General features: G+C 67.9%; 29 protein-coding genes. 18 read left to right on the forward strand and 11 right to left on the reverse strand.

Annotated elements, in window-relative coordinates; translation table 11 throughout:
- Positions 1 to 10: 10 nt before the first annotated feature.
- From infB to pspF, 8 genes are all read right to left on the reverse strand, one after another.
- Positions 11 to 2,575, reverse strand: a complete 2,565-nt coding sequence (gene infB, locus BLU08_RS06510; RefSeq protein ID WP_090197026.1) for a translation initiation factor IF-2 — start codon at positions 2,573 to 2,575, stop codon at positions 11 to 13.
- A gap of 9 nt (positions 2,576 to 2,584) precedes the next feature.
- Positions 2,585 to 3,376 carry a DUF448 domain-containing protein gene (locus BLU08_RS06515; RefSeq protein ID WP_090197030.1) on the reverse strand — a complete coding sequence of 264 codons (792 nt, stop codon included), beginning with the start codon at positions 3,374 to 3,376 and terminating at the stop codon, positions 2,585 to 2,587.
- Positions 3,357 to 5,018 (reverse strand): transcription termination factor NusA, encoded by a 1,662-nt coding sequence (gene nusA / locus BLU08_RS06520; RefSeq protein WP_090197033.1) that lies wholly within the window; start codon positions 5,016 to 5,018, stop codon positions 3,357 to 3,359. The genes BLU08_RS06515 and nusA overlap by 20 nt, the downstream gene beginning before the upstream one ends.
- Entirely contained in the window at positions 5,018 to 5,587 is a 570-nt protein-coding gene (gene rimP / locus BLU08_RS06525) for a ribosome maturation protein RimP (RefSeq protein ID WP_090197036.1), read from the reverse strand. Before rimP ends, nusA begins: the two co-directional genes overlap by 1 nt.
- 169 nt (positions 5,588 to 5,756) lie before the next feature.
- Positions 5,757 to 6,197: a PilZ domain-containing protein gene (locus BLU08_RS06530; RefSeq protein WP_157674471.1), complete on the reverse strand. Its 441-nt coding sequence runs from the start codon at positions 6,195 to 6,197 to the stop codon at positions 5,757 to 5,759.
- A 107-nt stretch (positions 6,198 to 6,304) separates the two neighbouring features.
- Entirely contained in the window at positions 6,305 to 6,835 is a 531-nt protein-coding gene (locus BLU08_RS06535; protein WP_090197043.1) for a PilZ domain-containing protein, read from the reverse strand.
- 152 nt (positions 6,836 to 6,987) lie between these two features.
- Positions 6,988 to 7,329, reverse strand: coding sequence for a hypothetical protein (locus tag BLU08_RS06540; protein WP_090197046.1), 342 nt, complete (start codon positions 7,327 to 7,329; stop codon positions 6,988 to 6,990).
- An 87-nt stretch (positions 7,330 to 7,416) separates the two neighbouring features.
- Positions 7,417 to 8,472, reverse strand: coding sequence for a phage shock protein operon transcriptional activator (gene pspF, locus BLU08_RS06545; protein ID WP_090197049.1), 1,056 nt, complete (start codon positions 8,470 to 8,472; stop codon positions 7,417 to 7,419).
- A 188-nt stretch (positions 8,473 to 8,660) separates the two neighbouring features.
- On the opposite strand from pspF, the gene BLU08_RS06550 reads away from it, so the two are divergent.
- The 10 genes from BLU08_RS06550 to BLU08_RS06595 all read left to right on the forward strand — a co-directional run bounded on the left by BLU08_RS06550 (position 8,661) and on the right by BLU08_RS06595 (position 12,680).
- On the forward strand, positions 8,661 to 8,843 hold the full coding sequence (locus tag BLU08_RS06550; RefSeq protein WP_090197052.1) for a hypothetical protein: 183 nt from the start codon (positions 8,661 to 8,663) through the stop codon (positions 8,841 to 8,843).
- 11 nt (positions 8,844 to 8,854) lie between these two features.
- Positions 8,855 to 9,835, forward strand: a complete 981-nt coding sequence (pspA, locus tag BLU08_RS06555; protein WP_233996119.1) for a phage shock protein PspA — start codon at positions 8,855 to 8,857, stop codon at positions 9,833 to 9,835.
- Between the two features lie 3 nt (positions 9,836 to 9,838).
- Positions 9,839 to 10,150, forward strand: coding sequence for an envelope stress response membrane protein PspB (gene pspB / locus BLU08_RS06560; protein WP_090197055.1), 312 nt, complete (start codon positions 9,839 to 9,841; stop codon positions 10,148 to 10,150).
- Positions 10,147 to 10,521 (forward strand): envelope stress response membrane protein PspC, encoded by a 375-nt coding sequence (gene pspC, locus BLU08_RS06565; protein WP_090197058.1) that lies wholly within the window; start codon positions 10,147 to 10,149, stop codon positions 10,519 to 10,521. The genes pspB and pspC overlap by 4 nt, the downstream gene beginning before the upstream one ends.
- 35 nt (positions 10,522 to 10,556) lie before the next feature.
- Positions 10,557 to 10,868, forward strand: coding sequence for a hypothetical protein (locus tag BLU08_RS06570; protein ID WP_369816835.1), 312 nt, complete (start codon positions 10,557 to 10,559; stop codon positions 10,866 to 10,868).
- Positions 10,868 to 11,203 carry a hypothetical protein gene (locus BLU08_RS06575; RefSeq protein WP_090197061.1) on the forward strand — a complete coding sequence of 112 codons (336 nt, stop codon included), beginning with the start codon at positions 10,868 to 10,870 and terminating at the stop codon, positions 11,201 to 11,203. The genes BLU08_RS06570 and BLU08_RS06575 overlap by 1 nt, the downstream gene beginning before the upstream one ends.
- Entirely contained in the window at positions 11,203 to 11,544 is a 342-nt protein-coding gene (locus BLU08_RS06580; protein ID WP_090197064.1) for a hypothetical protein, read from the forward strand. Before BLU08_RS06575 ends, BLU08_RS06580 begins: the two co-directional genes overlap by 1 nt.
- The gene (locus BLU08_RS06585; protein WP_369816842.1) at positions 11,544 to 11,810 is read left to right on the forward strand and encodes a hypothetical protein; all 267 of its coding nucleotides are present in this window, start codon (positions 11,544 to 11,546) and stop codon (positions 11,808 to 11,810) included. Before BLU08_RS06580 ends, BLU08_RS06585 begins: the two co-directional genes overlap by 1 nt.
- A gap of 104 nt (positions 11,811 to 11,914) precedes the next feature.
- Entirely contained in the window at positions 11,915 to 12,328 is a 414-nt protein-coding gene (locus tag BLU08_RS06590; protein ID WP_090197069.1) for a SufE family protein, read from the forward strand.
- Between the two features lie 4 nt (positions 12,329 to 12,332).
- Positions 12,333 to 12,680 carry a YbaN family protein gene (locus tag BLU08_RS06595; protein WP_090197073.1) on the forward strand — a complete coding sequence of 116 codons (348 nt, stop codon included), beginning with the start codon at positions 12,333 to 12,335 and terminating at the stop codon, positions 12,678 to 12,680.
- Between the two features lie 17 nt (positions 12,681 to 12,697).
- On the opposite strand, the gene BLU08_RS06600 is transcribed toward BLU08_RS06595, so the two are convergent.
- The 3 genes from BLU08_RS06600 to BLU08_RS06610 form a co-directional block, all read right to left on the reverse strand.
- Positions 12,698 to 13,213: a sterol desaturase family protein gene (locus BLU08_RS06600; protein ID WP_090197077.1), complete on the reverse strand. Its 516-nt coding sequence runs from the start codon at positions 13,211 to 13,213 to the stop codon at positions 12,698 to 12,700.
- A complete protein-coding gene (locus BLU08_RS06605) occupies positions 13,210 to 13,974 on the reverse strand; it encodes a fatty acid desaturase (protein ID WP_233996120.1) in 765 nt (254 codons plus the stop codon). The genes BLU08_RS06600 and BLU08_RS06605 overlap by 4 nt, the downstream gene beginning before the upstream one ends.
- A gap of 126 nt (positions 13,975 to 14,100) precedes the next feature.
- Positions 14,101 to 14,529: a thioesterase family protein gene (locus BLU08_RS06610; protein WP_090197086.1), complete on the reverse strand. Its 429-nt coding sequence runs from the start codon at positions 14,527 to 14,529 to the stop codon at positions 14,101 to 14,103.
- Between the two features lie 123 nt (positions 14,530 to 14,652).
- Here BLU08_RS06610 and leuC point away from each other — a divergent pair, with 123 nt between their 5' ends.
- The 8 genes from leuC to BLU08_RS06650 all read left to right on the forward strand — a co-directional run bounded on the left by leuC (position 14,653) and on the right by BLU08_RS06650 (position 20,374).
- Entirely contained in the window at positions 14,653 to 16,092 is a 1,440-nt protein-coding gene (leuC, locus tag BLU08_RS06615; RefSeq protein ID WP_090197089.1) for a 3-isopropylmalate dehydratase large subunit, read from the forward strand.
- Positions 16,093 to 16,160: 68 nt separating this feature from the next.
- Positions 16,161 to 16,367 (forward strand): hypothetical protein, encoded by a 207-nt coding sequence (locus tag BLU08_RS15490; protein WP_090197093.1) that lies wholly within the window; start codon positions 16,161 to 16,163, stop codon positions 16,365 to 16,367.
- A gap of 47 nt (positions 16,368 to 16,414) precedes the next feature.
- Positions 16,415 to 17,014, forward strand: coding sequence for a 3-isopropylmalate dehydratase small subunit (leuD, locus tag BLU08_RS06625; RefSeq protein ID WP_090197098.1), 600 nt, complete (start codon positions 16,415 to 16,417; stop codon positions 17,012 to 17,014).
- 25 nt (positions 17,015 to 17,039) lie between these two features.
- On the forward strand, positions 17,040 to 18,035 hold the full coding sequence (locus BLU08_RS06630) for an NADPH:quinone oxidoreductase family protein (RefSeq protein ID WP_090197102.1): 996 nt from the start codon (positions 17,040 to 17,042) through the stop codon (positions 18,033 to 18,035).
- Positions 18,036 to 18,126: 91 nt separating this feature from the next.
- Positions 18,127 to 18,447, forward strand: coding sequence for a DUF1476 domain-containing protein (locus BLU08_RS06635; protein WP_090197105.1), 321 nt, complete (start codon positions 18,127 to 18,129; stop codon positions 18,445 to 18,447).
- 64 nt (positions 18,448 to 18,511) lie between these two features.
- The gene (locus tag BLU08_RS06640; protein ID WP_090197108.1) at positions 18,512 to 18,745 is read left to right on the forward strand and encodes a BolA/IbaG family iron-sulfur metabolism protein; all 234 of its coding nucleotides are present in this window, start codon (positions 18,512 to 18,514) and stop codon (positions 18,743 to 18,745) included.
- Positions 18,746 to 18,797: 52 nt separating this feature from the next.
- Positions 18,798 to 19,127 carry a Grx4 family monothiol glutaredoxin gene (gene grxD, locus BLU08_RS06645; protein WP_090197111.1) on the forward strand — a complete coding sequence of 110 codons (330 nt, stop codon included), beginning with the start codon at positions 18,798 to 18,800 and terminating at the stop codon, positions 19,125 to 19,127.
- Between the two features lie 446 nt (positions 19,128 to 19,573).
- Positions 19,574 to 20,374, forward strand: coding sequence for an NUDIX domain-containing protein (locus BLU08_RS06650; RefSeq protein WP_090197122.1), 801 nt, complete (start codon positions 19,574 to 19,576; stop codon positions 20,372 to 20,374).
- The last annotated feature ends 31 nt before the right edge of the window (positions 20,375 to 20,405 follow it).

Consider the following 20,405-nt stretch of genomic DNA (forward strand, 5'->3'; position numbering starts at 1 on the left):
GCTCCGGTGATCAGAACTCCAGCGTCCGCTCGCGCTCCTCTACGGAGAACACCTCGAGGTTGTCGCCCGGCTTGATGTCGTTTGTGTCCTCCAGAACCACACCGCATTCGAGGCCTGCGCGGACTTCGTCCACGTCGTCCTTGAACCGGCGGAGCGAGGCGATCCTGGTCGCCGAGACGATGACGTCGTCGCGGGTGAGACGCGCGAACAGGCCCTTGCGGATCGCCCCGTCGAGCACGAGGAGGCCAGCGGCCTTGTCCTTCTTGCCCGCCGGGAAGACCTGCTTGACCTCGGCGCGGCCGACGACCGTCTCGATCCTTTCGGGACCAAGCTCGCCCGCCATCTCCTTCGCGACCTCTTCGGTCAGGTGGTAGATGACATCGTAATACATCATCCTGACGTTGTCGCGCTTGACGAGGTCGCGCGCCTTGGCGTTGGGGCGCACGTTGAAGCCGATGATCGGGGCGTTGGAGGCAGCCGCGAGCGAGACGTCCGTCTCGGTGATCGCGCCGACGCCGGCGTGCAGCACGCGCACCTTGATCTCGTCGTTCGAGATGTTGTGGAGCGCGTTGACGATTGCCTCGACGCTGCCCTGCACGTCGGCCTTCACCAGCACCGGCCATTCGATGACGTTCGCCTTCAGGTTGTTGAACATCGTGTCGAAATTGGTCGGCGCCAGCGCGGTGCGCTTTTCGGTCGCCTTTTCCTTGCGGTACTGGGCCACTTCGCGGGCGCGCTGTTCGTTCTCGACCACGGTCAGCTGGTCGCCGGCCGAGGGCACGCCGCCGAGGCCGAGGACCTCAACCGGCATGGAGGGGCCGGCTTCCTTGATCTGCTTGCCGCTGTCGTCGACGATCGCGCGCACGCGGCCGCTTTCGGTGCCGACGACGAAGGTGTCGCCGCGCTTCAGCGTCCCGCGCGTCACCAGCACGGTGGCGACGGGGCCGCGGCCCTTGTCGAGTTGCGCCTCGATCACGGTCGCCTCGGCCGGGCGGTCGGGCCGGGCCTTGAGTTCGAGCAGTTCGGCCTGCAGCGCGATCGCGTCGAGCAGGTCGTCGAGCCCCGCGCCGGTCTTGGCCGAAACCTCGACATCCTGCACGTCGCCCGACAGCTTCTCGACGATCACCTCGTGTTCGAGCAGGCGGTTGCGCACGTTGTCGGGGCGCGCCTCGTCCTTGTCGATCTTGTTGATCGCGACGATCATGGGAACGCCCGCGGCCTTGGTGTGATTGATGGCCTCGATCGTCTGCGGCATGATCCCGTCATCGGCCGCCACCACCAGCACGACGATGTCGGTGACGTTGGCCCCGCGCGCGCGCATTTCGGTGAAGGCCGCGTGGCCGGGCGTGTCGAGGAAGGTGATCTTGTCCTTCGACTTGGTCGTGACCTGGTAACTGCCGATGTGCTGGGTGATGCCGCCGGCTTCGCCCTTGGTCACGTCGGTGCCGCGCAGGGCATCGAGCAGGCTGGTCTTGCCGTGGTCGACATGGCCCATGATCGTCACCACCGGGGGACGCGGGCGCAGCGTTTCCTCGGGGTCCTTCTCGGTGCTGGTGTCGATGTCGATGTCGGCTTCGGACACGCGCTTGATGTTGTGGCCGAATTCCTCGACCAGCAGTTCGGCGGTGTCGGCGTCGATGGTCTGGTTGACCGTCACCATCATGCCCATGTTGAACAGCGCCTTGACGAGGTCCGCGCCCTTCTCGGCCATGCGGTTGGCGAGTTCCTGCACCGTGATCGCCTCGGGGACGACGACGTCGCGGACCTGCTTCTCGCGCGGCTTGGCCGAGCCGCCGCCCTGCATCCGGCGCTCCTTTTCGCGCGCCCGCTTGAGCGCAGCGAGGCTGCGGGCGCGGCGGCCCTCGTCCTCGTTGAGCGCGCGGGTGACGGTGAGCTTGCCCGAACGGCGCTTGTCCTTGCCGCCGGTGGCAGGTGCGGGGCGCTTTTCTTCCTTCTTCTTCTTTTCCGCCTTCTTGGGTTCGGGCCGGGCGACCGGCGTGAACTTGCGCGCGGCCGGGACCGGCGCGGCCTTTTCCTGAGCCTGCCCCTGATCCGCGGCGGGGGTTGCGGGCACCGCGGACGTCGGAGCCTCGGCCTCGGCGGGTGCCTCGGCCTGCCTTTTCGCTTCCTCGGCGGCGCGCTTTTCGGCCTCTTCCTCGGCCTTGCGGTTCTCCTCGGCGCGGCGCCTTTCCTCCTCGGCTGCCTTGCGCGCCTGTTCGTCCTCGCGCTTGCGCGCTTCCTCGGCGAAACGCAGGCGTTCTTCCTCGGCCTCGCGCTGGAGGCGCTTCACGCGCTCCTGCGGGGTCTCGCCGGGAGGCGCCTTGGATACGGGGGCCGGTTTCTTCGCGACCGGCGCGGGGCTCGGCGCGGGCGCGGGGGCAGGGGCCGGGGCGGGCGCGGGGGTCGGCGCGGGCGCCGCCGTCTCGCCGGGCTTGACGAGCTTGCGCCGCCGCTTCACCTCGACCGCGACCTTGTTGGTGCGGCCGTGGCTGAAGGTCTGCTTGACCTCGCCGGCATCGACCGCGCGCTTCAGGCCCAGCGGCTTACGGGTGCGTTTCTCTTTATCGTCGCTCATTCTGGCTCGTCAGTCCTTCGCAAAATCATCAACGCCGGCGCCCGGTGCGCCGGCCGTGTCGGCGGCCATCTGCCGCGTGCCGGATTGGCCCGCTGCGCCCGCCATGTAGTTCGAGAGGCGGGCGGCCGCATGGGCGACCCGCGAAGCCGGCGAGGAACCCCCAGCCTCCTGGCCACGGGGATGGGAAATCCCCAGGTGGACCACGTTGTCGCGGCCCAATGCCACAGACAGAGCGGCGCGGTCCAGTGGCAAGACCTCGCCCCGCAATCCCGAGCCTTCCGCGTCGCTCCCGACGCGCCAGGCCTGGTCGAGCCGCTTGCGCCCGTCCTCGCTGCTGTCGCGCGCGTGGAACAGCAACGCGATCCGGCCGCTGCGGGCCTGCTCCTCGATCCGCGCGGAGCCGAGCACCACGTGCCCGGCGCGCAGTTCGAGCCCCAGCCGGTCGGCCAGGCTGCGCGCGAGCGCGGCCTCGATCCGGTCCGCAAGATCCTCCGGAATGGTGAGCTTCGCCCCCCGGAACGCGCGCAGCAGCGCCTTTTTGAGATGGCCCTCGGCAAGCGCCCTTTCAAGCGCTCCCCGGTCGGGCGCGATCCACGCGCCCCGCCCCGGCGCCTTCGCGCCAGGGTCGGGCAGGACGAGGCTGATCCCGTCCGCGTCCGGCGGCGCGATGGCAAGGCGCAGCAGGTCCTCCCGTGGAAAGCTCTTCCCCGAGAGAATGCAGCGCCGCTCGCTCCCGTTAGCGCGGGAGGCGGAGCCCTCGTCGATGTCGTGCGTCAGGCGCTCATTGTTCGGAGTCCGCATGGGCGGCCTCCTGGCTGTCGGGTTCGCCGGCGGCAGGCGCTTCGTCCTCGAACCAGTGCGCGCGGGCGGCCATGATGATCTCGTTGCCCTGCTCTTCGGTGAGGCCGTATTCGCCGAGCACCCCGCCCTTGTCCTGTTCGCGCTGCGGGCGCCGCATCGGCGGGCCTCCGAGCGCCTTGGCGTCATTGCCGCGGCGGCGCGGCGCCTCGCGCTTCTTCGCGATCAGTTCGTCGGTGGCAAGGTCGGCGAGGTCGTCCAGCGTCTTGATCCCCGCCTTGCCCAGCGTGACCAGCATAGCTTCGGTGAGATGCGGGAGCTCGGCAAGATCGTCCTCGACGCCGAGTTCGCGGCGGGCGGCGCGATGCGCCTCCTCCTGCCGTTCGAGCGCCTCGATCGCGCGGCTCTGGAGCTCCTCGGCGAGTTCCTCGTCGAAGCCCTCGATGCTCGCGAGTTCGGCGAGTTCGACATAGGCGACCTCTTCCAGCTCGGCGAAGCCTTCGGCGACGAGCAGCTGCGAAAGCGTCTCGTCGACGTCGAGCTCCTCCTCGAACATCTTGGAGCGTTCGGCGAATTCCTTCGAGCGCTTCTCGGAGGCCTCCTCTTCGGTCATGATGTCGATCTGGTGACCGGTCAGCTGGCTTGCGAGCCGCACGTTCTGGCCGCGCCGGCCGATCGCGAGGCTGAGCTGGTCATCGGGCACCACGACCTCGATCCGGCCCTCCTCCTCGTCGAGCACGACGCGCGCGACCGTCGCGGGCTGGAGCGCGTTGACGACGAAGGTCGCGGTGTCTTCCGACCACGGGATGATGTCGATCTTCTCGCCCTGGAGTTCCTGCACGACGGCCTGCACGCGGCTGCCCTTCATCCCGACGCAGGCGCCGACCGGATCGATCGAGCTGTCGTAACTGATGACCCCGATCTTCGCGCGCGAACCCGGGTCGCGGGCAGCGGCCTTGATCTCGATGATGCCGTCGTAGATCTCGGGCACTTCCTGCGCGAACAGCTTGCGCATGAAATCGGGCGCGGCGCGGGAAAGGAAGATCTGCGGGCCGCGGTTGTTGCGCTCGACCTTGGTGATGAGCGCGCGCACCCGCTCGCCCACGCGGGCGGCCTCGCGCGGGATCTGCTGGTCGCGCCGGATGACGCCCTCGGCCCGGCCGAGATTGACGATCACGTGGCCGAATTCGACCGACTTGATGACGCCGGTGATGATCTCGCCCGCGCGGTCCTTGAATTCCTCGTACTGGCGCTCGCGCTCGGCATCGCGGACCTTCTGAAAGATCACCTGCTTGGCGCTCTGCGCGTCGATCCGGCCAAGGTCGACCGGGGGCAGCGGGTCGACGATGAAATCGCCCACCTGCGCGCCGGGCTGGAGCTTTTCGGCCTGCTTGAGATCGACCTGCTTGAAATAGTCCTCGACCTCCTCGACCACCTCGACGACGCGCCACAGGGTGAGGTCGCCGGTCTGCGGGTCGAGCTTGGCGCGGATGTCGTTTTCCGCGCCATAGCGGTTGCGCGCGCTCTTCTGGATCGCCTCTTCCATTGCCTCGATGACGATCGACTTGTCGATCATCTTCTCCGAGGCGACCGCATTGGCGATCGCGAGCAGTTCGGCCTTGTTCGCGGAAATGGCACTGGCCATCAGTCGTCTGCCTTCTCTTCTTCGGGTTCTTCGATGAGTTCGTCCGCCCCGCTCGCATCGAGCGGCCGCGTCGCCGCGATCAGCGCGTCGGTGAGGACGAGCTTGGCGGAATGGATGTGGTGGCGCGGCAGGCGGACCGCGCCCGCCTTCGCATCGGTGACGAGGACCTCGTCCCCCTCGATGCCGCCCAGTTCGCCCTTGTAGGTGCGCTGGCCGTCGAAGCTCTTGACCATGACGATCCGCGCCTCGTGCCCGGCCCAGTCGGAAAAATCCTTCGTGCGGGTCAGGGGGCGGTCGATGCCGGGGCTCGACACCTCGAGGTGGTAGGCGCCTTCGACCAGCACCTCGCCCTGCTCCTCGGCCGCGTCGATCGCGTCGGAAATGCGCCGCGAAAGCGCCGCGCACTGGTCGATCACGAGCTGGCCGGTCGCCGGGTCCTCGGCCATGACCTGCAGCGCCTGCCCGCCGTCACCCGCCTCCGACGGCATCATCTTCACTCGCACGAGATCGAAGCCGAGCGCCTTCGCCTCGGGTTCGATGATCGCGGTCAGGCGGTCGATGTCGGCCAATCGGTTTCCTTCGTGTCGCGCGCAAGATAGCACGGCGTAATGACAAAACGGTTTGTTGCCGGCCCCCGGAGGCGCCAGCCCGTCAGAGTCTCGACAATGTCGGGATGTGCCGGACGTAATCGCAGCCGGACGGTTTGGCAAGAGCAAAGGCGCGCCCGCCGCGGTCGGCCTAGCGCGATCCGCTGACGAAGGCGTGCGCGGCGCGGCGCAGCGTGTGGGCGCCCTCGCGCTCGAGCCCCTCGGCATGGCCGCGCACGGCGAGCACGTCGCCCTCGCCCAGCGCGTCCTCGAACGCGAGCGCGGCGGTGCTTCCCCCGGAGCGCACGAGGAGGCCGAAGGCATCGATCCCGCCGACCCGCAACACCGCGCCGTCGCCCTCGGCCAGCGGAGCCGTGCGCCCTGCGCCGAAGCAGACGCGCGCGCCGGTCAGCGAAAGATCGACGAGGTCGCAGGCCAGCGTCCCGTGCAGCGTCACCAGCCGGGCCGGAATGCCGAGCCGCAGGCGCGCCGCGCCTCGGCGTCCCGTGCGCGGCGGTGCTTCGCCGATCCGGCGCGGCGCAGGTGCGGAGGCGGGAGCGGTCCGGGGAGCGTGGACGATAGGGCGTGGCATCGAGGGCATCCAGGGCGCCATGGGTCCGGCCGCGTGAAGATTCCCCTTGCCCGGCCCCTAGTGAAAACACCCGGGACCGGCGCGGCCCGCCCGCCGAGGCGCTGCCGTCAGAACGGGCGTTCGTCGCTCGTGTCGCCGGTCACCCACTTGCGCGCGGTGTCGATCAGCGCGCGGCGCTCGCGGTCCTCGAAAGTTTCGTAGTAATGCCGGATGGCGAGCACCTGGTCATCGCTCAGCGCCTCCTCGAAGCGCAGAGCGTTGAGTCCGAATTCCGAGCGGATCACCTCGCCGAACACCTCGAGCGAGGCGCAGCGCAGCACCGCGCCCTCCCCGCGACGGACCGCATCGATCAAGGCGACCTGCGCCCCGGTCCGCGACAGGTTCATGAGGACGCAGGGCTGGTTGCCCTCGATCGAGATGAGCTGCGCGGGCAGGCTGACGCGCAGCCTCGGCGCGGCGCGGCGCCCGGTGTTGGGGATCGCCAGCCCGGCCGGCCGCTCCGGCGCGCCGCCGCCGGGCTCCTCCTCGAAATTCCGGTTCCAGGCCGCCTCGAAGGAACAGGCGTCCGGGCGCGCCGCGGGCCCGGCCTTTTGCGGTCCCGCGCCGCCGCCATTTTTCCTGTCATCGGGGTCAGCCATCGATCGCTCGCCCACCCGTTGAGCGGGGGATGCCTTCGTTTCGGCACGCCCCCTTGTTTCGGGCCTATCCGGCGGGAGCTACAGCGGAATGATCGGCCTTGCAAAAGGTGAACGTTCACGGGTGGGCCGGCCGGGGCCCCGCGGCCTGCGAACTAGTCGCCCCAGCCGCCGATCTCCTCCTGGCCCGCCCGGGGACGCTGCGCGAAATCGGGATCGGGGCCAAAGCCTTGCGCCGCATCGAGACCCGTTCCGGCGTCGTAGCCCCAGCCGTCCCGGGCGAGCGCCTGCGCGCGCTCGGCCTCGATCCGCGCCGCGATCGCCTTCTCGCCGACATTCTCGGCGCGCTCGGCGAAGTCCTCCGCCACCTGCGGCGCGACCACGGAGACCCCGAAGGTCATCATCGCGCCGAAATCCATCACGCAGAGGGTGACGAGGCCCGCGATCAGGCGCACGGTGGACGAAAGCTGGTCGATCATGTCGGAAAGCAGGCGCATGGGGGCTCCGCCGGTCGGTGCTGTGTCGCCGGATCCTGGCGAAAAATCCTTGGGAGAGGGTTGACCGCCCGCGCCGGCAACGCCCGCCTAATCGGCGCCTTCGCTTTCCATCAGGCCGTGCTTCTTGATGCAATGGCGCAGCTGGTCATAGCTGAGCCCCAGCGCACGGGCCGTCTGGCGCTGGTTCCAGCGGTGCTTGCCCAGCGCGTGCTCGACGATCGCGCGCTCGTGCGCGTCGACCGCGGCGCGCAGGTCCTCGATCTCGTCGAAACAGGGGGCGGAGGCGGCGAAATCCCCCGCCTTGGGCACGTTCGCGGACGACGCGGGCGCGGCCTCGCCATTCCGCCGGTGCGAGGGGGTGCGCGGCTTCCACGGGCTTTCGAAGGGGTCGAACTGGACGTGGGCGATCGGCATGGCGGGATCGTCCCAGCGATAGACTGCCCGCTCGACCACGTTGCGAAGCTCGCGCACATTGCCCGGCCAGGGATGATCCTCGAGCTGGTCCATCACGTGCGGGGCGAAGCCGGGCCAGCCGGCCCATCCGAGTTCCGCCGCCATGCGCCGCCCGAAATATTCCGCAAGCACGCCGATGTCGCCCTCGCGCACGCGCAGCGGCGGCAGGGTGATGACCTCGAAGGAAAGCCGGTCCAGCAGGTCCGCGCGGAATTCGCCCGCCTCGGCGAGCGCGGGGAGATCGTCATTGGTCGCGGCGACGATGCGGACGTCGACCCGGACCGGGCGCGAGGCCCCGATTCGCGTGACCTCGCCATATTCGACCGCCCGCAGCAGGCGTTCCTGCGCGCCCATCGAAAGCGTGCCCAGTTCGTCGAGAAACAGCGTGCCCTTGTCGGCTTCCTCGAACCTTCCCGCGCGCGCCTTGGTAGCACCGGTGAAGGCGCCGGCCTCGTGGCCGAACAGCTCGGCCTCGATCAGCGTTTCGGGGAGCGCCGCGCAGTTCATCGTCACCAGCGGCTCGTCCCAACGGGGCGAGAGGCGGTGGAGGCGTTCGGCGATCAGTTCCTTGCCGGTCCCGCGCTCGCCGATGACGAGGACGGGGCGGCTGAGCGCAGCGGCGCGGGAGGCCCGCTCGACCGCGTCGAGAAAGGCGCCGGACTGGCCGATGAACTGGTTTTCGCGCTCCATGACCGAAACATAGTGATAAATCCCAATGCTTGGCAATATGGACCAACGCCGCCTCATGAGGAATCTCGAAAACTCCCGGATTTCCGGGACATTCGGGGTTTGGCACGGCGATTGCATCGGTTCGGGCACAGACTGCGACACCGGCGGCATGGGGCCGGCCGGACGCAGGAACCGGAAGGAATCGCCCGATGCACAAGAGCCTGTTCGATCCGAAAGCGCTGCCCGGGGCTGCGTTCTGGAGCAGCAAGCTCGGCCACGCCGCGCTCGCCAGCATCGCCGCGATGGGCGCGATGGTGGTGATCACCGCGCAGACCGGGGACGCGAACATCGCCGCGGCCCACGCCGACCACGTCCTGGTCGAGATCGCCTGAGCGTGGATGCGATGAGCGACCGCGACGACAAGACCCCCTTCGGACCGGAGCGAGACACCCCCGCTCGCGCCGCCGATCCCGCCGCCGGGCCTTCCCCCGCCCCGGCCGACGATCGGGACGGCGGCCTCGCTCCGGTCCGTTCCCCGCGCAAAGGCGGGCGTTCGCGGCTCGACATCGAGATCGAGGCCTTGCGCACCAGCCCCACTCCGACGCAGAATCCGCGCTCCGAGCGGGGCAGCGATGAGAGCCGCGACACGTCGCGCGCCCGCTCGCGCAGCAATTCGTTCCTAGATGGAGTAGCCTTCATGGGCATTTTCAGCCGAACCCGCGACATCATCGCGGCCAATTTCAACGACCTGCTCGACAATGCCGACGACCCGGCGAAGATGATCCGCATGATCATCCTCGAAATGGAGGAGACGCTGGTCGAGGTGCGTGCTTCGGCAGCGCGCACCATCGCCGACCAGAAGGAAATGCACCGCCACTGCGTCAAGCTCGACAGGCTCCAGGCCGACTGGGCCGAAAAGGCGCAGCTCGCCCTGTCGAAGGACCGCGAGGACCTCGCCCGCGCGGCTCTTGTCGAGAAGAAGAAGGCCGCCGACACCGCCGAGCAGCTGAAGGCCGAGATTGCCGTGCTCGACGATGCCCTGCGCTCCTACGAGGACGACATCCAGAAGCTGCAGAATCGCCTGCGCGAGGCGCGCAGCCGCCAGACCGCGATCGCCGCGCGCCTCGAAAGCGCGGAAAACCGCGTCAAGCTGCGTACCCTGATGAGCACCGAACGCACCGACGAGGCGCTCGCCCGGTTCGACCAGCTCGAACGCCGGGTCGATTACGCCGAAGGCCGCGCCGATGCGCTCAGCATCGCGGAAGGCGGCAAGCCCTCGCTCGCCGACGAGATTGCCGCGCTTGCGGGCGACGATGCGGTCGATGACGAACTCGAACAGATGAAGAAGGCGCTCGGCAAGAGCAGCTCCGGAAAGGACCAGTAATTCATGGAAGATATTCTCGTCCCGATCTTCGTCGTCGGCGTGCTCTTCGTCGGGCTGCCGTGGGTGATCCTCCACTACGTCACCAAGTGGAAGACCGCCGCGACGATCACCTCCGATGACGAGGTGCTGCTGGAGGAACTCTACAGCCTCGCCAAGCGGCTCGAAGACCGCATGGACACGGTCGAGCGCCTCGTCGCTTCCGACGACCCGTCCTTCACCCCGGTCCGCCGCCTGCGCGCCGACCAGGAGGCAGACAACCAGCAACTGCGCGAACTCGACCGCATGATGGCCGAGAAGAAAGGAACCCGCCCGTGAACAGCCCCCGCACCAAGCTTTATCGCGACAAGCACAATGCCAAGCTGATGGGCGTGTGTTCGGGCCTTGCCGACTATACCGGGATCGACACGGTCTGGTGGCGCCTTGGGCTCGTGGTCCTCTCACTCACGCTCGGCTGGCCGATCCTCGCCTATTTCCTCGCCGGCTTCCTCCTGAACAAGAAGCCGCCGCATCTCTACCGCGACGAGAGCGAGCGGAAATACTGGCAGCGCGTGCGCCAGAGCCCGCACCGCACCGCGCGCGAAATCCGCGCCCAGTTCCGCGACATCGACCGCCGGCTCGCCAATGTCGAGGCGCACTATGTGAGCAGCAATCCGCGGCTCACCGCCGAGATCGAGCGTCTGCGCTGAACCCGGCCGCATCCTTCGGAAAAGGGGAGCCGAACGTGATTGAATATCTTGCACTTCTCATCCCGGTCATCGGCGTGTCGATCCCGGTCGTCGCCATCTGGACGAAGCACCAGCAGAAGATGGCCGAAATCAGCAGCGAGGCGACCGCCGCCCAGACCGCCGAGAAGGCCGCGCAATACGCTGCCCAGGTCCAGCGGCTCGAGGACCGGGTCCAGGTGCTCGAACGCATCGTCACCGACCGCGGCTATGACGTGGCGACCCAGATCGAGGCGCTGCGCGACACGCGCCAGGTCGAAGAGAGGAACAGCGGCGTGCCGCTCGAATTCGCAGCGAAGGAGACCCGCTGATGCTCGATGCCGTGACCACCGAGGCGATCGTCGCCATCGCCCTTGCCGGAACCGCCGGCTGGGTCTTCACCACCTGGCTGCGCGTCAAGAACGGCTACCCGCTCGAAGGAACGTGGGGCCAGCAATTGAAGCCCGTCACCGACAGCGAGGCCAAGCGCCGCGTCACCCTGCTGACGCAGGAGAACGCCGAACTGCGCGCCGAGATCGGGTCGATGAAGGACCGGCTTGCCACGGTCGAGCGGATCGTCACCGACCGCGGCTACCACCTCTCGAGCGAGATCGAGAGCCTGCGCTCCGGAGCGCTCGAAAATCGCAAGGACGAGGGGACCGCTTGATGAGCTGGGTCAGCATCCTGGCGGTCGTCTTCCTCATCCTGTGGCTGCGCGAGCGCAATATCGGCAGGCGTCTGAGACAGGAAAACGAGGAAATGCAGCGCGCGCTCGGCCCGATGGTCGAGGTCGCCCCGGACCGCCCGGCCCAGTCCCGCCCCGACGCGATCGACAACCGCGAACTCGAGGAACTGCGCGAGCGCATCCAGGTGCTCGAACGCATCGCCACCGACAACAACAGTTCCGAGGCCTCGCGCGCCCGCGCCATCGCCGCGGAGATCGAAAGCCTGCGCGGCGACATCGCCGACCGCCGCGCGGGCCGCAACACGGAGGACATGGACAGGTGATGGACCCCGTTATCGTGATCGCTGCGAGCTGCCTGGTGGGGCTCGCCGTCGTCGCCTTCGCCTTGCTGCGCGCATGGCACGAATGGCTCGACTACAAGCGCCAGGAGCTCGAGCGGGCCCGCAATGCCGCGCGCGTCTCGATCGACACGCCCGAGGACGGCCATGGGCTGGACCAGCGCGGTTCGGGCACGGCACGGATCGAACTCGCCGACCTGCGCGAACGGATCAGGAAGCTCGAGGCGATCGCGAACGGCGTGGAGCTGTAACGCCAGCGATCGGCCTGCCGCTTTCGGATCGCGCGGACGGGGCGGCGCGCAAAACGGGAATGGCCGGGGTGGACAGATACGCCAGCGCCACTAAATCCGCAGCAATGCGATCCCTCGACGACATCCTCGAAGAATACGAATTTCTCGAAGGCGACGAACGTTACAGCCTCCTGATCGAGCTGGGCCGCGAACTCGAAGCCATGCCCAACGCGCTCAAGACCGATGCGACGCTGGTGCGCGGCTGCTCGGCCGCGGTGTGGGTCTATCCGACCGAAGGCGCGGAGCCGGGCCGGCTCCATTTCCTCGCCGACAGCAACGCCGCGATCACCAAGGGCATCGTCGCGCTCGTCATTGCCGCGGTGCAGGACAAGCCCGCAAGCGAGGTTGCCGGGATGGACGTGACCGCCGCCCTCGCCCCCTTCGACCTCAGGAACCAGCTTTCGAGCAACCGCACGCAAGGGGTGCCGAACATGATCGCGCTGGTGAAGGAACACGCCGCGCGGCTCGCCGCCGCCTGACGCGATGCGCCCGCTCTACCTTGCGGCGGGCCTGCTTTCGGCCGGCCTCGGCGCGGCGGGCGCGGTGCTGCCGCTGCTGCCGACGGTGCCGTTCCTGCTGCTGGCCGCCTTCTGCTTCGCGCGCAGCAACCCCGCGTGGGAACGGCGCATCCTCGACCATCCCACATGGGGACCGCAGATCATGGACTGGCGCGAGCGGCGCGCGATCGCCCGCCGCGCCAAGGTCGCCGCGATCGCCACCCTGGTCGCGGGCATTGCCTTCACCTGGGCGACGCTCGGCTTTCCGTGGGTGTGGTTTTCGGTCGGGGCGCTGGTGCTGATCGGCGGCTGGATCGCCACGCGCAACGAATAGCGCGTGGCGAAGAGGCTTCAGGCCGCCCCGCGATCGGGCGCCCGGCTTTCACGGACCACCGCGATGCCCGCTTCCTTCTGCCGCTTGAGTTCGGCCTTGAGCACCTGCGGGTCGCGCGCGAAGACGAAGCCGAAGCTCACCCCGCCGTCCTTGCCGACCGTCGCGTGATGGAGCTTGTGCGCCTGCACCAGCCGCTTGGCATAGCCCTTCTTGGGCACCCACTTGAAATAGCGCTGGTGGACGAGCCCGTCGTGGACCAGCGTGTAGATGAGGCCGTAGAGCGTGATGCCGACCGCGAACCACCACAGCGCATCCCAGTAGAGCGCGCCGTAGATGTACATCGCGGCGTTGATCGTGCCGAAGACGACCGCGAACAGGTCGTTCTTTTCAAGGACATTGGTGTGCGGTTCATGATGGTCGCGGTGCCACGCCCAGCCCCAGCCGTGCATGATGTACTTGTGCGCGTACCACGCGAAAAGCTCCATGCCGATCAGTGCGGCAAGGACGGTGAGGCCCGCTTCGAGCCAGGTCATGAATGCGCTCCTTTTCCCACGCCCGCCCGGCGCGCGCCCGGCAGGGCCCACCACGGCACGTCGGGCCTGCGATGGTGTTCGAGATGATAGCCGAAGTGGAAACAGGTGGCCAGCGATGCGAGCGTCCCGAACTGGTCGCTGCGGGTGTTGTGACGATCGGCGAAGGGTTTGTTTTCAGCGTGGTAATGCGGGCGGTAGGTGCCGAAATAGAACAGCTGGAGCGAGGATAGCAGCGCAGGCGCGCCGTAGAGCACGAAGATCTGGAGGAAGGGAATGTCGAGCACCAGCCAGTAGATCCCGACCACGGTGTGCACGAAGACGAGGCTCTGCCAGCCGAAATAGCGCTTGAAGAAGGTCGCGTACCACTTGAAGAAGTCGGACGGATTGCGCTCGTCGAAATCGGGATCGCCCGCGCGCCCCGACAGCTTGTGATGGGTGAAATGGGCGTCGCGCAGCTTTCTCCAGGCGAATCCGGCATAGAGGAACAGCAGCACCGTGCCGATCGCCGCGTTGACGCGCGGCTGTCCGGGAACGAGGCTGCCGTGCATCGCGTCGTGGCAGACGATGAAGACCCCGACCGAAAGCCAGCATTGCAGCGCCGCCAGCGCCAGCGCGACCGGCCAGGTTTCCCAAGTCAGCTCAAAGACATACATCCCGTAGGCGTGAATCGCGAGCCATCCGCCCGCGATCATCGCGCCGAAGGCGAGGCCGATGACCCCCTGCCAAATGCGTCCGGGAAGGGTGAAACTGCGCGTCGTCACGCCTGAACTACGCAGGAAAGCATCATCGGGATGATGTAAACCCGCGCTCGCCGAAGCGCAATTGCATCCTCGCAAAAGGGTATTGCGCGTGGACATGGGCGGGGGTGCGGTGCCTTGCGGCGCAGATCAGCCCGCTTCGCGCTGGTCCTGGGACCGGTCGCCGTCGGGGAAGAAGAGTTCGTGCAGGTGGTCGCCGATCCGCGCCGGGCGCAGCGTCTTCGCATCGATGCAGCACCAGCTCGACTTGACTTCGGCCAGCACGTCCTCGCCGCGATGAATCACGGTGTGATAGAAGGCCCGCGCGCCGTTGTAGCGTTCGAGCACGGTCTTGGCGATCACGCGGTCGTCGAGAAAGGCGGGCTTGCGGTAGGTGATCTCGTGCTTGAGCGCGACCCACGCCTTGCTGGCGATATCTTCCGCCGGGGCGAGCTTGTTCCAGTGCGCGAGCACCGCGTCCTGCACCCAATTGAGATAGCGCGCGTTGTTGACGTGCCCCATGAAGTCGATATCCGCGGGCTCGACCGTGATCGGATGGGAATGAGGCCTTGCTGACATGCCTGTGAATTAACCGATCCCGGATTTCGTTTCCATGACAAAATGCCCCGGGGCCAACCGCGATCTTGCACGCCCCGCCGCTTCCTCGCTAATCGCTGCCAACCGCAAGCAGGAAATCGAGCAATGGATGACACCGCCACCGGGCCGCGCACGCTCTACGACAAGATCTGGGACGCGCATCTCGTCGAAAGCCGCGAGGACGGGACCGACATCCTCTACATCGACCGCCATCTCGTCCACGAGGTGACGAGCCCGCAGGCCTTCGAGGCGCTGCGAATGGCGGGGCGCGCGGTGCGCCGGCCCGAACTGACCCTGGCCGTGCCGGACCACAACCTGCCGACCACCGCGCGGCGCGATGCGGCGGGCGGGCGCATCCCCATCGCCGATCCCCAGAGCGCGGCGCAGCTCGAGGCGCTCGAACGCAACGCGCCGGAATTCGGCATCCGCTATATCGGCGATGCGGACGCGGAACAGGGCATCGTCCATGTCGTCGGGCCGGAACAGGGCTTTTCCCTGCCGGGCGCGACCATCGTGTGCGGGGATTCGCACACCTCGAGCCACGGGGGCCTCGGCGCCCTCGCCTTCGGGATCGGAACCAGCGAGGTCGAGCACGTGCTCGCGACGCAGACGCTGCAATTGAAGCGTTCGAAATCGATGGAGGTCCGCGTCGAGGGCGAACTCGCGCCCGGCGTGACGGCAAAGGACGTGGTGCTCCACATCATCGGCCGGATCGGCGCGGCGGGCGGAACGGGCCACGTGATCGAATACCGCGGCAGCGTGTTCGAGGCGATGAGCGTCGAACAGCGCCTGACCGTGTGCAACATGAGCATCGAGGCGGGTGCGCGCGCCGGGCTGATCGCGCCGGACGACACCGTGTTCGCCTATCTCGAAGGCCGCCCCATGGCTCCGAAGGGCGCGGACTGGGACGCGGCGCTCGCCTTCTGGCGCACGCTGAAGACCGACGAGGGCGCGATGTTCGACAAGTCGGTCGAAATCGACGCGGCCGACATCGCCCCTTCGGTCACCTGGGGCACCAGTCCCGAGGACGTGCTGCCGATCACCGGCAGGGTTCCCTCGCCCGACAGCTTCGCCGATGCGTCGAAGCGCGAGGCGGCACGGCGCAGCCTCGATTACATGGGGCTCGAACCGGGCACGCCGCTGACCGAGGTCGCCATCGAGAACGTCTTCATCGGCAGCTGCACCAACAGCCGGATCGAGGACCTGCGCGCCGCGGCCAAGGTGCTCGAAGGGCGGCGCAAGGCCGACACCGTGCGCTGGGCGATCGTCGTGCCGGGCTCGGGCCTCGTCAAGAAACAGGCCGAGGAAGAGGGGCTCGACCGCATCTTCACCGCAGCCGGCTTCGAATGGCGCGAACCGGGCTGTTCGGCCTGCCTCGGCATGAACCCCGACAAGGTTCCCGCGGGCGAACGCTGCGCTTCGACCAGCAACCGCAATTTCGTCGGGCGGCAGGGTCCGGGCGCACGCACGCACCTGCTCTCCCCCGCCATGGCGGCCGCGGCGGCGGTCGCCGGACGGCTCGCCGACGTGCGCGATTATGCCTGATCGCAAACCCGCCGCCCGCCCGCCGCAACACTCTTGCCAGCGGGCCGTGCCGGGAGCATGAAACGCGCATGACCAAGACACCGAACAACGACAAGGACTCGAAGAAGTCCGGTCCGGGAGCGGCAGCGCTCGGCGCGGCAGCGATCGGTTCGGCCGCCATCGCGGCGGCGCTGCTCTATGCCGGGCGGCGCTTTGCGAAACGGTCGGGCGGCGAGCCCACCGCCTCGGGCATGAAGGACACCGTGCCTTCCGGCGAAAAGCCCGAGACCGACTGAGTCCCCGCCCCTCCGTCAGCGAGGGCCCCGAAAGCGCGAGGAACGCCATGGAGAAACTTGTCCGCATCGAAGGCCGCGCGATCCCCTTCGGCGCGAAGAACGTCGACACCGACGTGATCATCCCGGCCAGGTGGCTCAAGACGATCACCCGCGAGGGCCTTGGCGAAGGGGCGTTCGAGGCGATCCGGGCCGAACCCGGCAACATCTTCGACGATCCCGCCTATGCAGGCGCGCCGATCCTCATCGCGGGCGACAATTTCGGCTGCGGGTCGAGCCGCGAACACGCCGCCTGGGCCCTGCTCGACATGGGCATCCGGGTGGTGATCGCGCCGAGCTATTCCGACATCTTTTCCGGCAATGCCGTCAAGAACGGGATCCTGCCGGTGGTGCTGTCGCAGGAGGCGGTCGACCGGCTGATGGAGGTCGCGCGCACGGGCGAAAGCATCCACGTCGATCTCGAAAGCCAGATGGTGACCACGCCCTTCCAAGACCGCTTCGCCTTCGAGATCGACCCGTTCCGCAAGCGCTGCCTGATGGGCGGGCTCGACGAGGTGGCATTGACGCTCGAATCGAGCAATGCCATCGCCGCCTACGAAAGCGCGCGCGCCGAAAGCTTCGGCTGGCTCGCGCGCGGCACCGACACCTGACGCGAAAACAAGGGGGAGAGACCCGATGAAAGCCATCCGCACCCACGAAGTGGGCGGTCCCGAGACGCTCACGCTCGACGAGGTCGACGCGCCCACCCCGGGCAAGGGCGAAGTGCTGGTCGCGGTAAAGGCCTGCGCGATCAATTATCCCGACACGCTGATGATCCGCGACCTTTACCAGTTCAAGCCCGAACGCCCCTATGCGCCCGGCGGCGAGATCGCCGGCACGATCGAAGCGGTCGGCGAAGGGGTCGAGGGCTACGCGGTCGGCGACATGGTCATGGCGGGCATCGGCAATGGCGGCCTTGCGGAAAAGGTCGTGGTCCCGGCGGGCCGGATGTTCCCCGTCCCCGACGGCGTCGCGCCCGAAAAGGCGGCGAGCCTCCTGATGACCTACGGCACGACGATCCACGGCCTCAAGGATCGCGGACACATCAAGGAAGGCGACACGGTGCTGATCCTCGGCGCGGCGGGGGGCGTGGGCCTGTCGGCGGTCGAGCTTGCCAAGGCCTTCGGCGCGCGGGTGGTCGCCGCCGTCTCCTCCGAGGAAAAGGGCGAAGTCGCCAGGAAGGCGGGCGCCGACGCGGTGGTGATCTATCCGAAGGAAGAGATGGACAAGGCTGCCTCGAAGGAGCTCGCGGCGAAGTTCAAGGAAGCCTGCGGGCCGGACGGCGCGAACATCGTCTACGACATCGTCGGCGGGCAATATTCGGAACCCGCCCTGCGCGCCATCGCCTGGGAGGGCCGCTTCCTCGTGGTCGGCTTCCCGGCGGGGATCGCGAAGATGCCGCTCAATCTCACCCTGCTCAAGAGCTGCGACATCTGCGGCGTGTTCTGGGGCGCCTTCACCGCGCGCGAGCCGGTCAGGTTCCGCGAGCAGGTCGAGGAATTGTTCGCGCTGCTGAAGGCGGGCAAGATCGACCCGCTGGTGTCCGAGACCTTCCCGCTCGAACGCGCGGGCGACGCGATCGCCAGGCTCGAAAACCGCGAGGCGGTGGGCAAGCTCGTCGTCACCATGTAACGCGCGCCCCCGAAACACCCGATTGCACGCTTGTCGGGCGCGGGCGCGGGGCTTATCTCTGGCCCGCAAGCTTTACCGTAAGGGACCCATAATGACCGATTTCAAGGACCGGCAGCGCGGCGAGGAAGCCAAGTTCGCGCTCGACCAGGAAACCGCCTTCAAGGTCGCCGCGCGGCGCAACCGCCTGCTCGGCGAATGGGCGGCGGGCCTCATGAACCTGACCGAGGAGGAAACCGACGCCTACAAGAAGGCCGTCGTGCAGGCCGATTTCGAGGAAGCGGGCGACGAGGACGTGATCCGCAAGCTGCTGGGCGACCTAACCGCCGCCGACGCGAACGTCACCGAGGCCGAAATCCGCGCCAAGCTCGAGGAAATGTCGATCGAGGCGCGGCGCCAGGTCGTCGGCCAGTAACAGGACCGGCCAGCAACAGGATCGGCCGGTAACGGGACCGGCCAGCAAAAGGAGGGCGTTTCCCATGCCGATGCGAGGCGATGACATCAAGGCCGCGATCGAACGCGAGCTGCCCGGAGCCGAGGTCGAACTGACCGACCTCGCGGGGGACGACAACCACTGGGCCGCGCGCGTCACCGCGCCGCAATTCGCCGGCAAGAGCCGGGTGCAGCAGCACAAGATGGTCTATGCCGCGTTCGGCGAGAAGATGGGCGGCGAACTGCACGCCTTGCAAGTGACGACCGTCGTTCCCAACTGACCGATCGGGACGTATCGACCAACCACTGCCAATCGAGGGACAGCTCCACGCCATGGCTGACATCAATTCGCGCATTTCCTCCATCGTCGGCGACAATGACGTCGTCCTGTTCATGAAGGGCACCCCGCTTTTCCCGCAATGCGGTTTTTCGAACCTCGCGGTGAACATCCTCGACCATTGCGGCGTCGCCTATGAAAGCGTCGACGTGCTGCAGGACATGGAGATCCGCCAGGGGATCAAGGCCTATTCGGACTGGCCGACCATCCCCCAGCTTTACGTCAAGGGCGAATTCGTCGGCGGTTCGGACATCATGAAGGAGATGTTCGAGGCGGGCGAACTCCAGCAGATGCTCGATCAGCACGGGGTCGCCAAGGCGTCCTGATCTGAGTGCCCGGCCGGGCGCTCGCCATTCCTTGCCGATACCGCCTTGCGGCAGGATCGCCGCGCGCGGGCGCCTGGCCTTCGCCCGGCCTGACGCGCATGGCCGCTTGCGCGAATGTCCGGGGATCAAACACGACGGCCCGCGCAAAAAACCGCCCCGCGCAAAAAAACCGCCCCGCAAAGCACGGCGGGGCGGTTTCCTTGTACGGGGAGGCGAAACCGGAGACCAGGAAGGTTTCGCCTCTTCGAAGACCACTCGGGCTGCCTTATCTTATGCAGGCAGCGTGCCAGAATCGTGTTTCCCCATGATTACGGGCATTTGCGTGGTTTCCCCCGGTTAACCATGCGCCGTTCTGTAAACTCTCCCGACACCCCGGCCCGCTTCCCGCTGCATCGCCCTCAGCGGCCCTCTTGGCAAAGCGTCGGCCTGCGTCCATCACGCTCGGCATGACCGACACCCCTCCGTCCGAAGGCCGCCGCGAAGCCATCCCTGCCGCCACCATCATCATCTTCCGCAACGGCCCCGCGGGCGGCCCTCCCGAACTCCTGATGACCGTCCGTTCGCGCAACCTGACCTTCGCGGGCGGCATGGCGGTGTTCCCGGGCGGACGGGTCGACCCGGCGGACTTCGCGCTCGGCGAGGCGGTCAGCCGCGAAACCGGCGGCGCGCTCGCCCCGGACGAGGCGGCGCACCAGATCGCCGCCGTGCGCGAGACGCTCGAGGAAACCGGCCTCGCGCTCGGCCTCGCGGGCGACATCACCGCGCAGAGCGCCGCCGAGGCGCGCGCCATGCTGCTGCGCGAGGGCGCGCTTGCCCCCGTCCTCGATGCGTTCGGCTGGACGCTCGACCTTTCCGCCATCGCACCCTTCGCGCGCTGGTTCCCCAAGAACGAGGACGTGCCGCGCGCCTACGACACGCGCTTCTACCTCGCCGATCTCGGCACCGGGGCGGTCGACGTGTCGATCGATCACGCCGAGAACACGCACCTGTTCTGGACCACGGCCGCGGGCGCGCTCGAAGGGGAGGCGCGCGGCGAGATCAAGCTTATCTTCCCCACCCGTCGCAACCTCGAACGCCTCGCCCTGTTCGCCTCCTTTGCCGAGGCCCGCGCCCACGGCGAGGCCCACCCGGTCCACCGCATCACGCCGCAGGTGGAAATCCGCGGCGGCGTGCCGATGGTCACCATTCCCGAGGGCATAGGCTATCCGGTGACCGCGGAGCCGGTCGACGAGGCGAAGCGAAGGTGAGCGGGCCGGAAGCCGAACTCGTAGTGAAGGG

The organism is Erythrobacter sp. HL-111, assembly GCF_900105095.1.
Lineage (GTDB): Bacteria > Pseudomonadota > Alphaproteobacteria > Sphingomonadales > Sphingomonadaceae > Erythrobacter.

Bases quoted from the DNA above. Each gene is read 5' to 3' on its own strand.
- BLU08_RS06535 (WP_090197043.1), bottom strand. From the start codon at position 6,835: ATGGCTGACCCCGATGACAGGAAAAATGGCGGCGGCGCGGGACCGCAA.
- BLU08_RS06630 (WP_090197102.1), top strand. From the start codon at position 17,040: ATGAAAGCCATCCGCACCCACGAAGTGGGCGGTCCCGAGACGCTCACG.
- BLU08_RS06600 (WP_090197077.1), bottom strand. From the start codon at position 13,213: ATGACCTGGCTCGAAGCGGGCCTCACCGTCCTTGCCGCACTGATCGGC.
- BLU08_RS06635 (WP_090197105.1), top strand. From the start codon at position 18,127: ATGACCGATTTCAAGGACCGGCAGCGCGGCGAGGAAGCCAAGTTCGCG.
- BLU08_RS06585 (WP_369816842.1), top strand. From the start codon at position 11,544: ATGGACCCCGTTATCGTGATCGCTGCGAGCTGCCTGGTGGGGCTCGCC.
- BLU08_RS06610 (WP_090197086.1), bottom strand. From the start codon at position 14,529: ATGTCAGCAAGGCCTCATTCCCATCCGATCACGGTCGAGCCCGCGGAT.
- leuC (WP_090197089.1), top strand. From the start codon at position 14,653: ATGGATGACACCGCCACCGGGCCGCGCACGCTCTACGACAAGATCTGG.
- leuD (WP_090197098.1), top strand. From the start codon at position 16,415: ATGGAGAAACTTGTCCGCATCGAAGGCCGCGCGATCCCCTTCGGCGCG.
- pspA (WP_233996119.1), top strand. From the start codon at position 8,855: ATGAGCGACCGCGACGACAAGACCCCCTTCGGACCGGAGCGAGACACC.
- BLU08_RS06515 (WP_090197030.1), bottom strand. From the start codon at position 3,376: ATGCGGACTCCGAACAATGAGCGCCTGACGCACGACATCGACGAGGGC.
- BLU08_RS06590 (WP_090197069.1), top strand. From the start codon at position 11,915: ATGCGATCCCTCGACGACATCCTCGAAGAATACGAATTTCTCGAAGGC.
- nusA (WP_090197033.1), bottom strand. From the start codon at position 5,018: ATGGCCAGTGCCATTTCCGCGAACAAGGCCGAACTGCTCGCGATCGCC.
- BLU08_RS06580 (WP_090197064.1), top strand. From the start codon at position 11,203: ATGAGCTGGGTCAGCATCCTGGCGGTCGTCTTCCTCATCCTGTGGCTG.
- BLU08_RS15490 (WP_090197093.1), top strand. From the start codon at position 16,161: ATGACCAAGACACCGAACAACGACAAGGACTCGAAGAAGTCCGGTCCG.
- BLU08_RS06595 (WP_090197073.1), top strand. From the start codon at position 12,333: ATGCGCCCGCTCTACCTTGCGGCGGGCCTGCTTTCGGCCGGCCTCGGC.
- pspF (WP_090197049.1), bottom strand. From the start codon at position 8,472: ATGGAGCGCGAAAACCAGTTCATCGGCCAGTCCGGCGCCTTTCTCGAC.
- grxD (WP_090197111.1), top strand. From the start codon at position 18,798: ATGGCTGACATCAATTCGCGCATTTCCTCCATCGTCGGCGACAATGAC.
- pspB (WP_090197055.1), top strand. From the start codon at position 9,839: ATGGAAGATATTCTCGTCCCGATCTTCGTCGTCGGCGTGCTCTTCGTC.
- BLU08_RS06575 (WP_090197061.1), top strand. From the start codon at position 10,868: ATGCTCGATGCCGTGACCACCGAGGCGATCGTCGCCATCGCCCTTGCC.
- BLU08_RS06540 (WP_090197046.1), bottom strand. From the start codon at position 7,329: ATGCGCCTGCTTTCCGACATGATCGACCAGCTTTCGTCCACCGTGCGC.
- BLU08_RS06530 (WP_157674471.1), bottom strand. From the start codon at position 6,197: ATGCCACGCCCTATCGTCCACGCTCCCCGGACCGCTCCCGCCTCCGCA.
- infB (WP_090197026.1), bottom strand. From the start codon at position 2,575: ATGAGCGACGATAAAGAGAAACGCACCCGTAAGCCGCTGGGCCTGAAG.
- BLU08_RS06650 (WP_090197122.1), top strand. From the start codon at position 19,574: ATGACCGACACCCCTCCGTCCGAAGGCCGCCGCGAAGCCATCCCTGCC.
- BLU08_RS06550 (WP_090197052.1), top strand. From the start codon at position 8,661: ATGCACAAGAGCCTGTTCGATCCGAAAGCGCTGCCCGGGGCTGCGTTC.
- BLU08_RS06640 (WP_090197108.1), top strand. From the start codon at position 18,512: ATGCCGATGCGAGGCGATGACATCAAGGCCGCGATCGAACGCGAGCTG.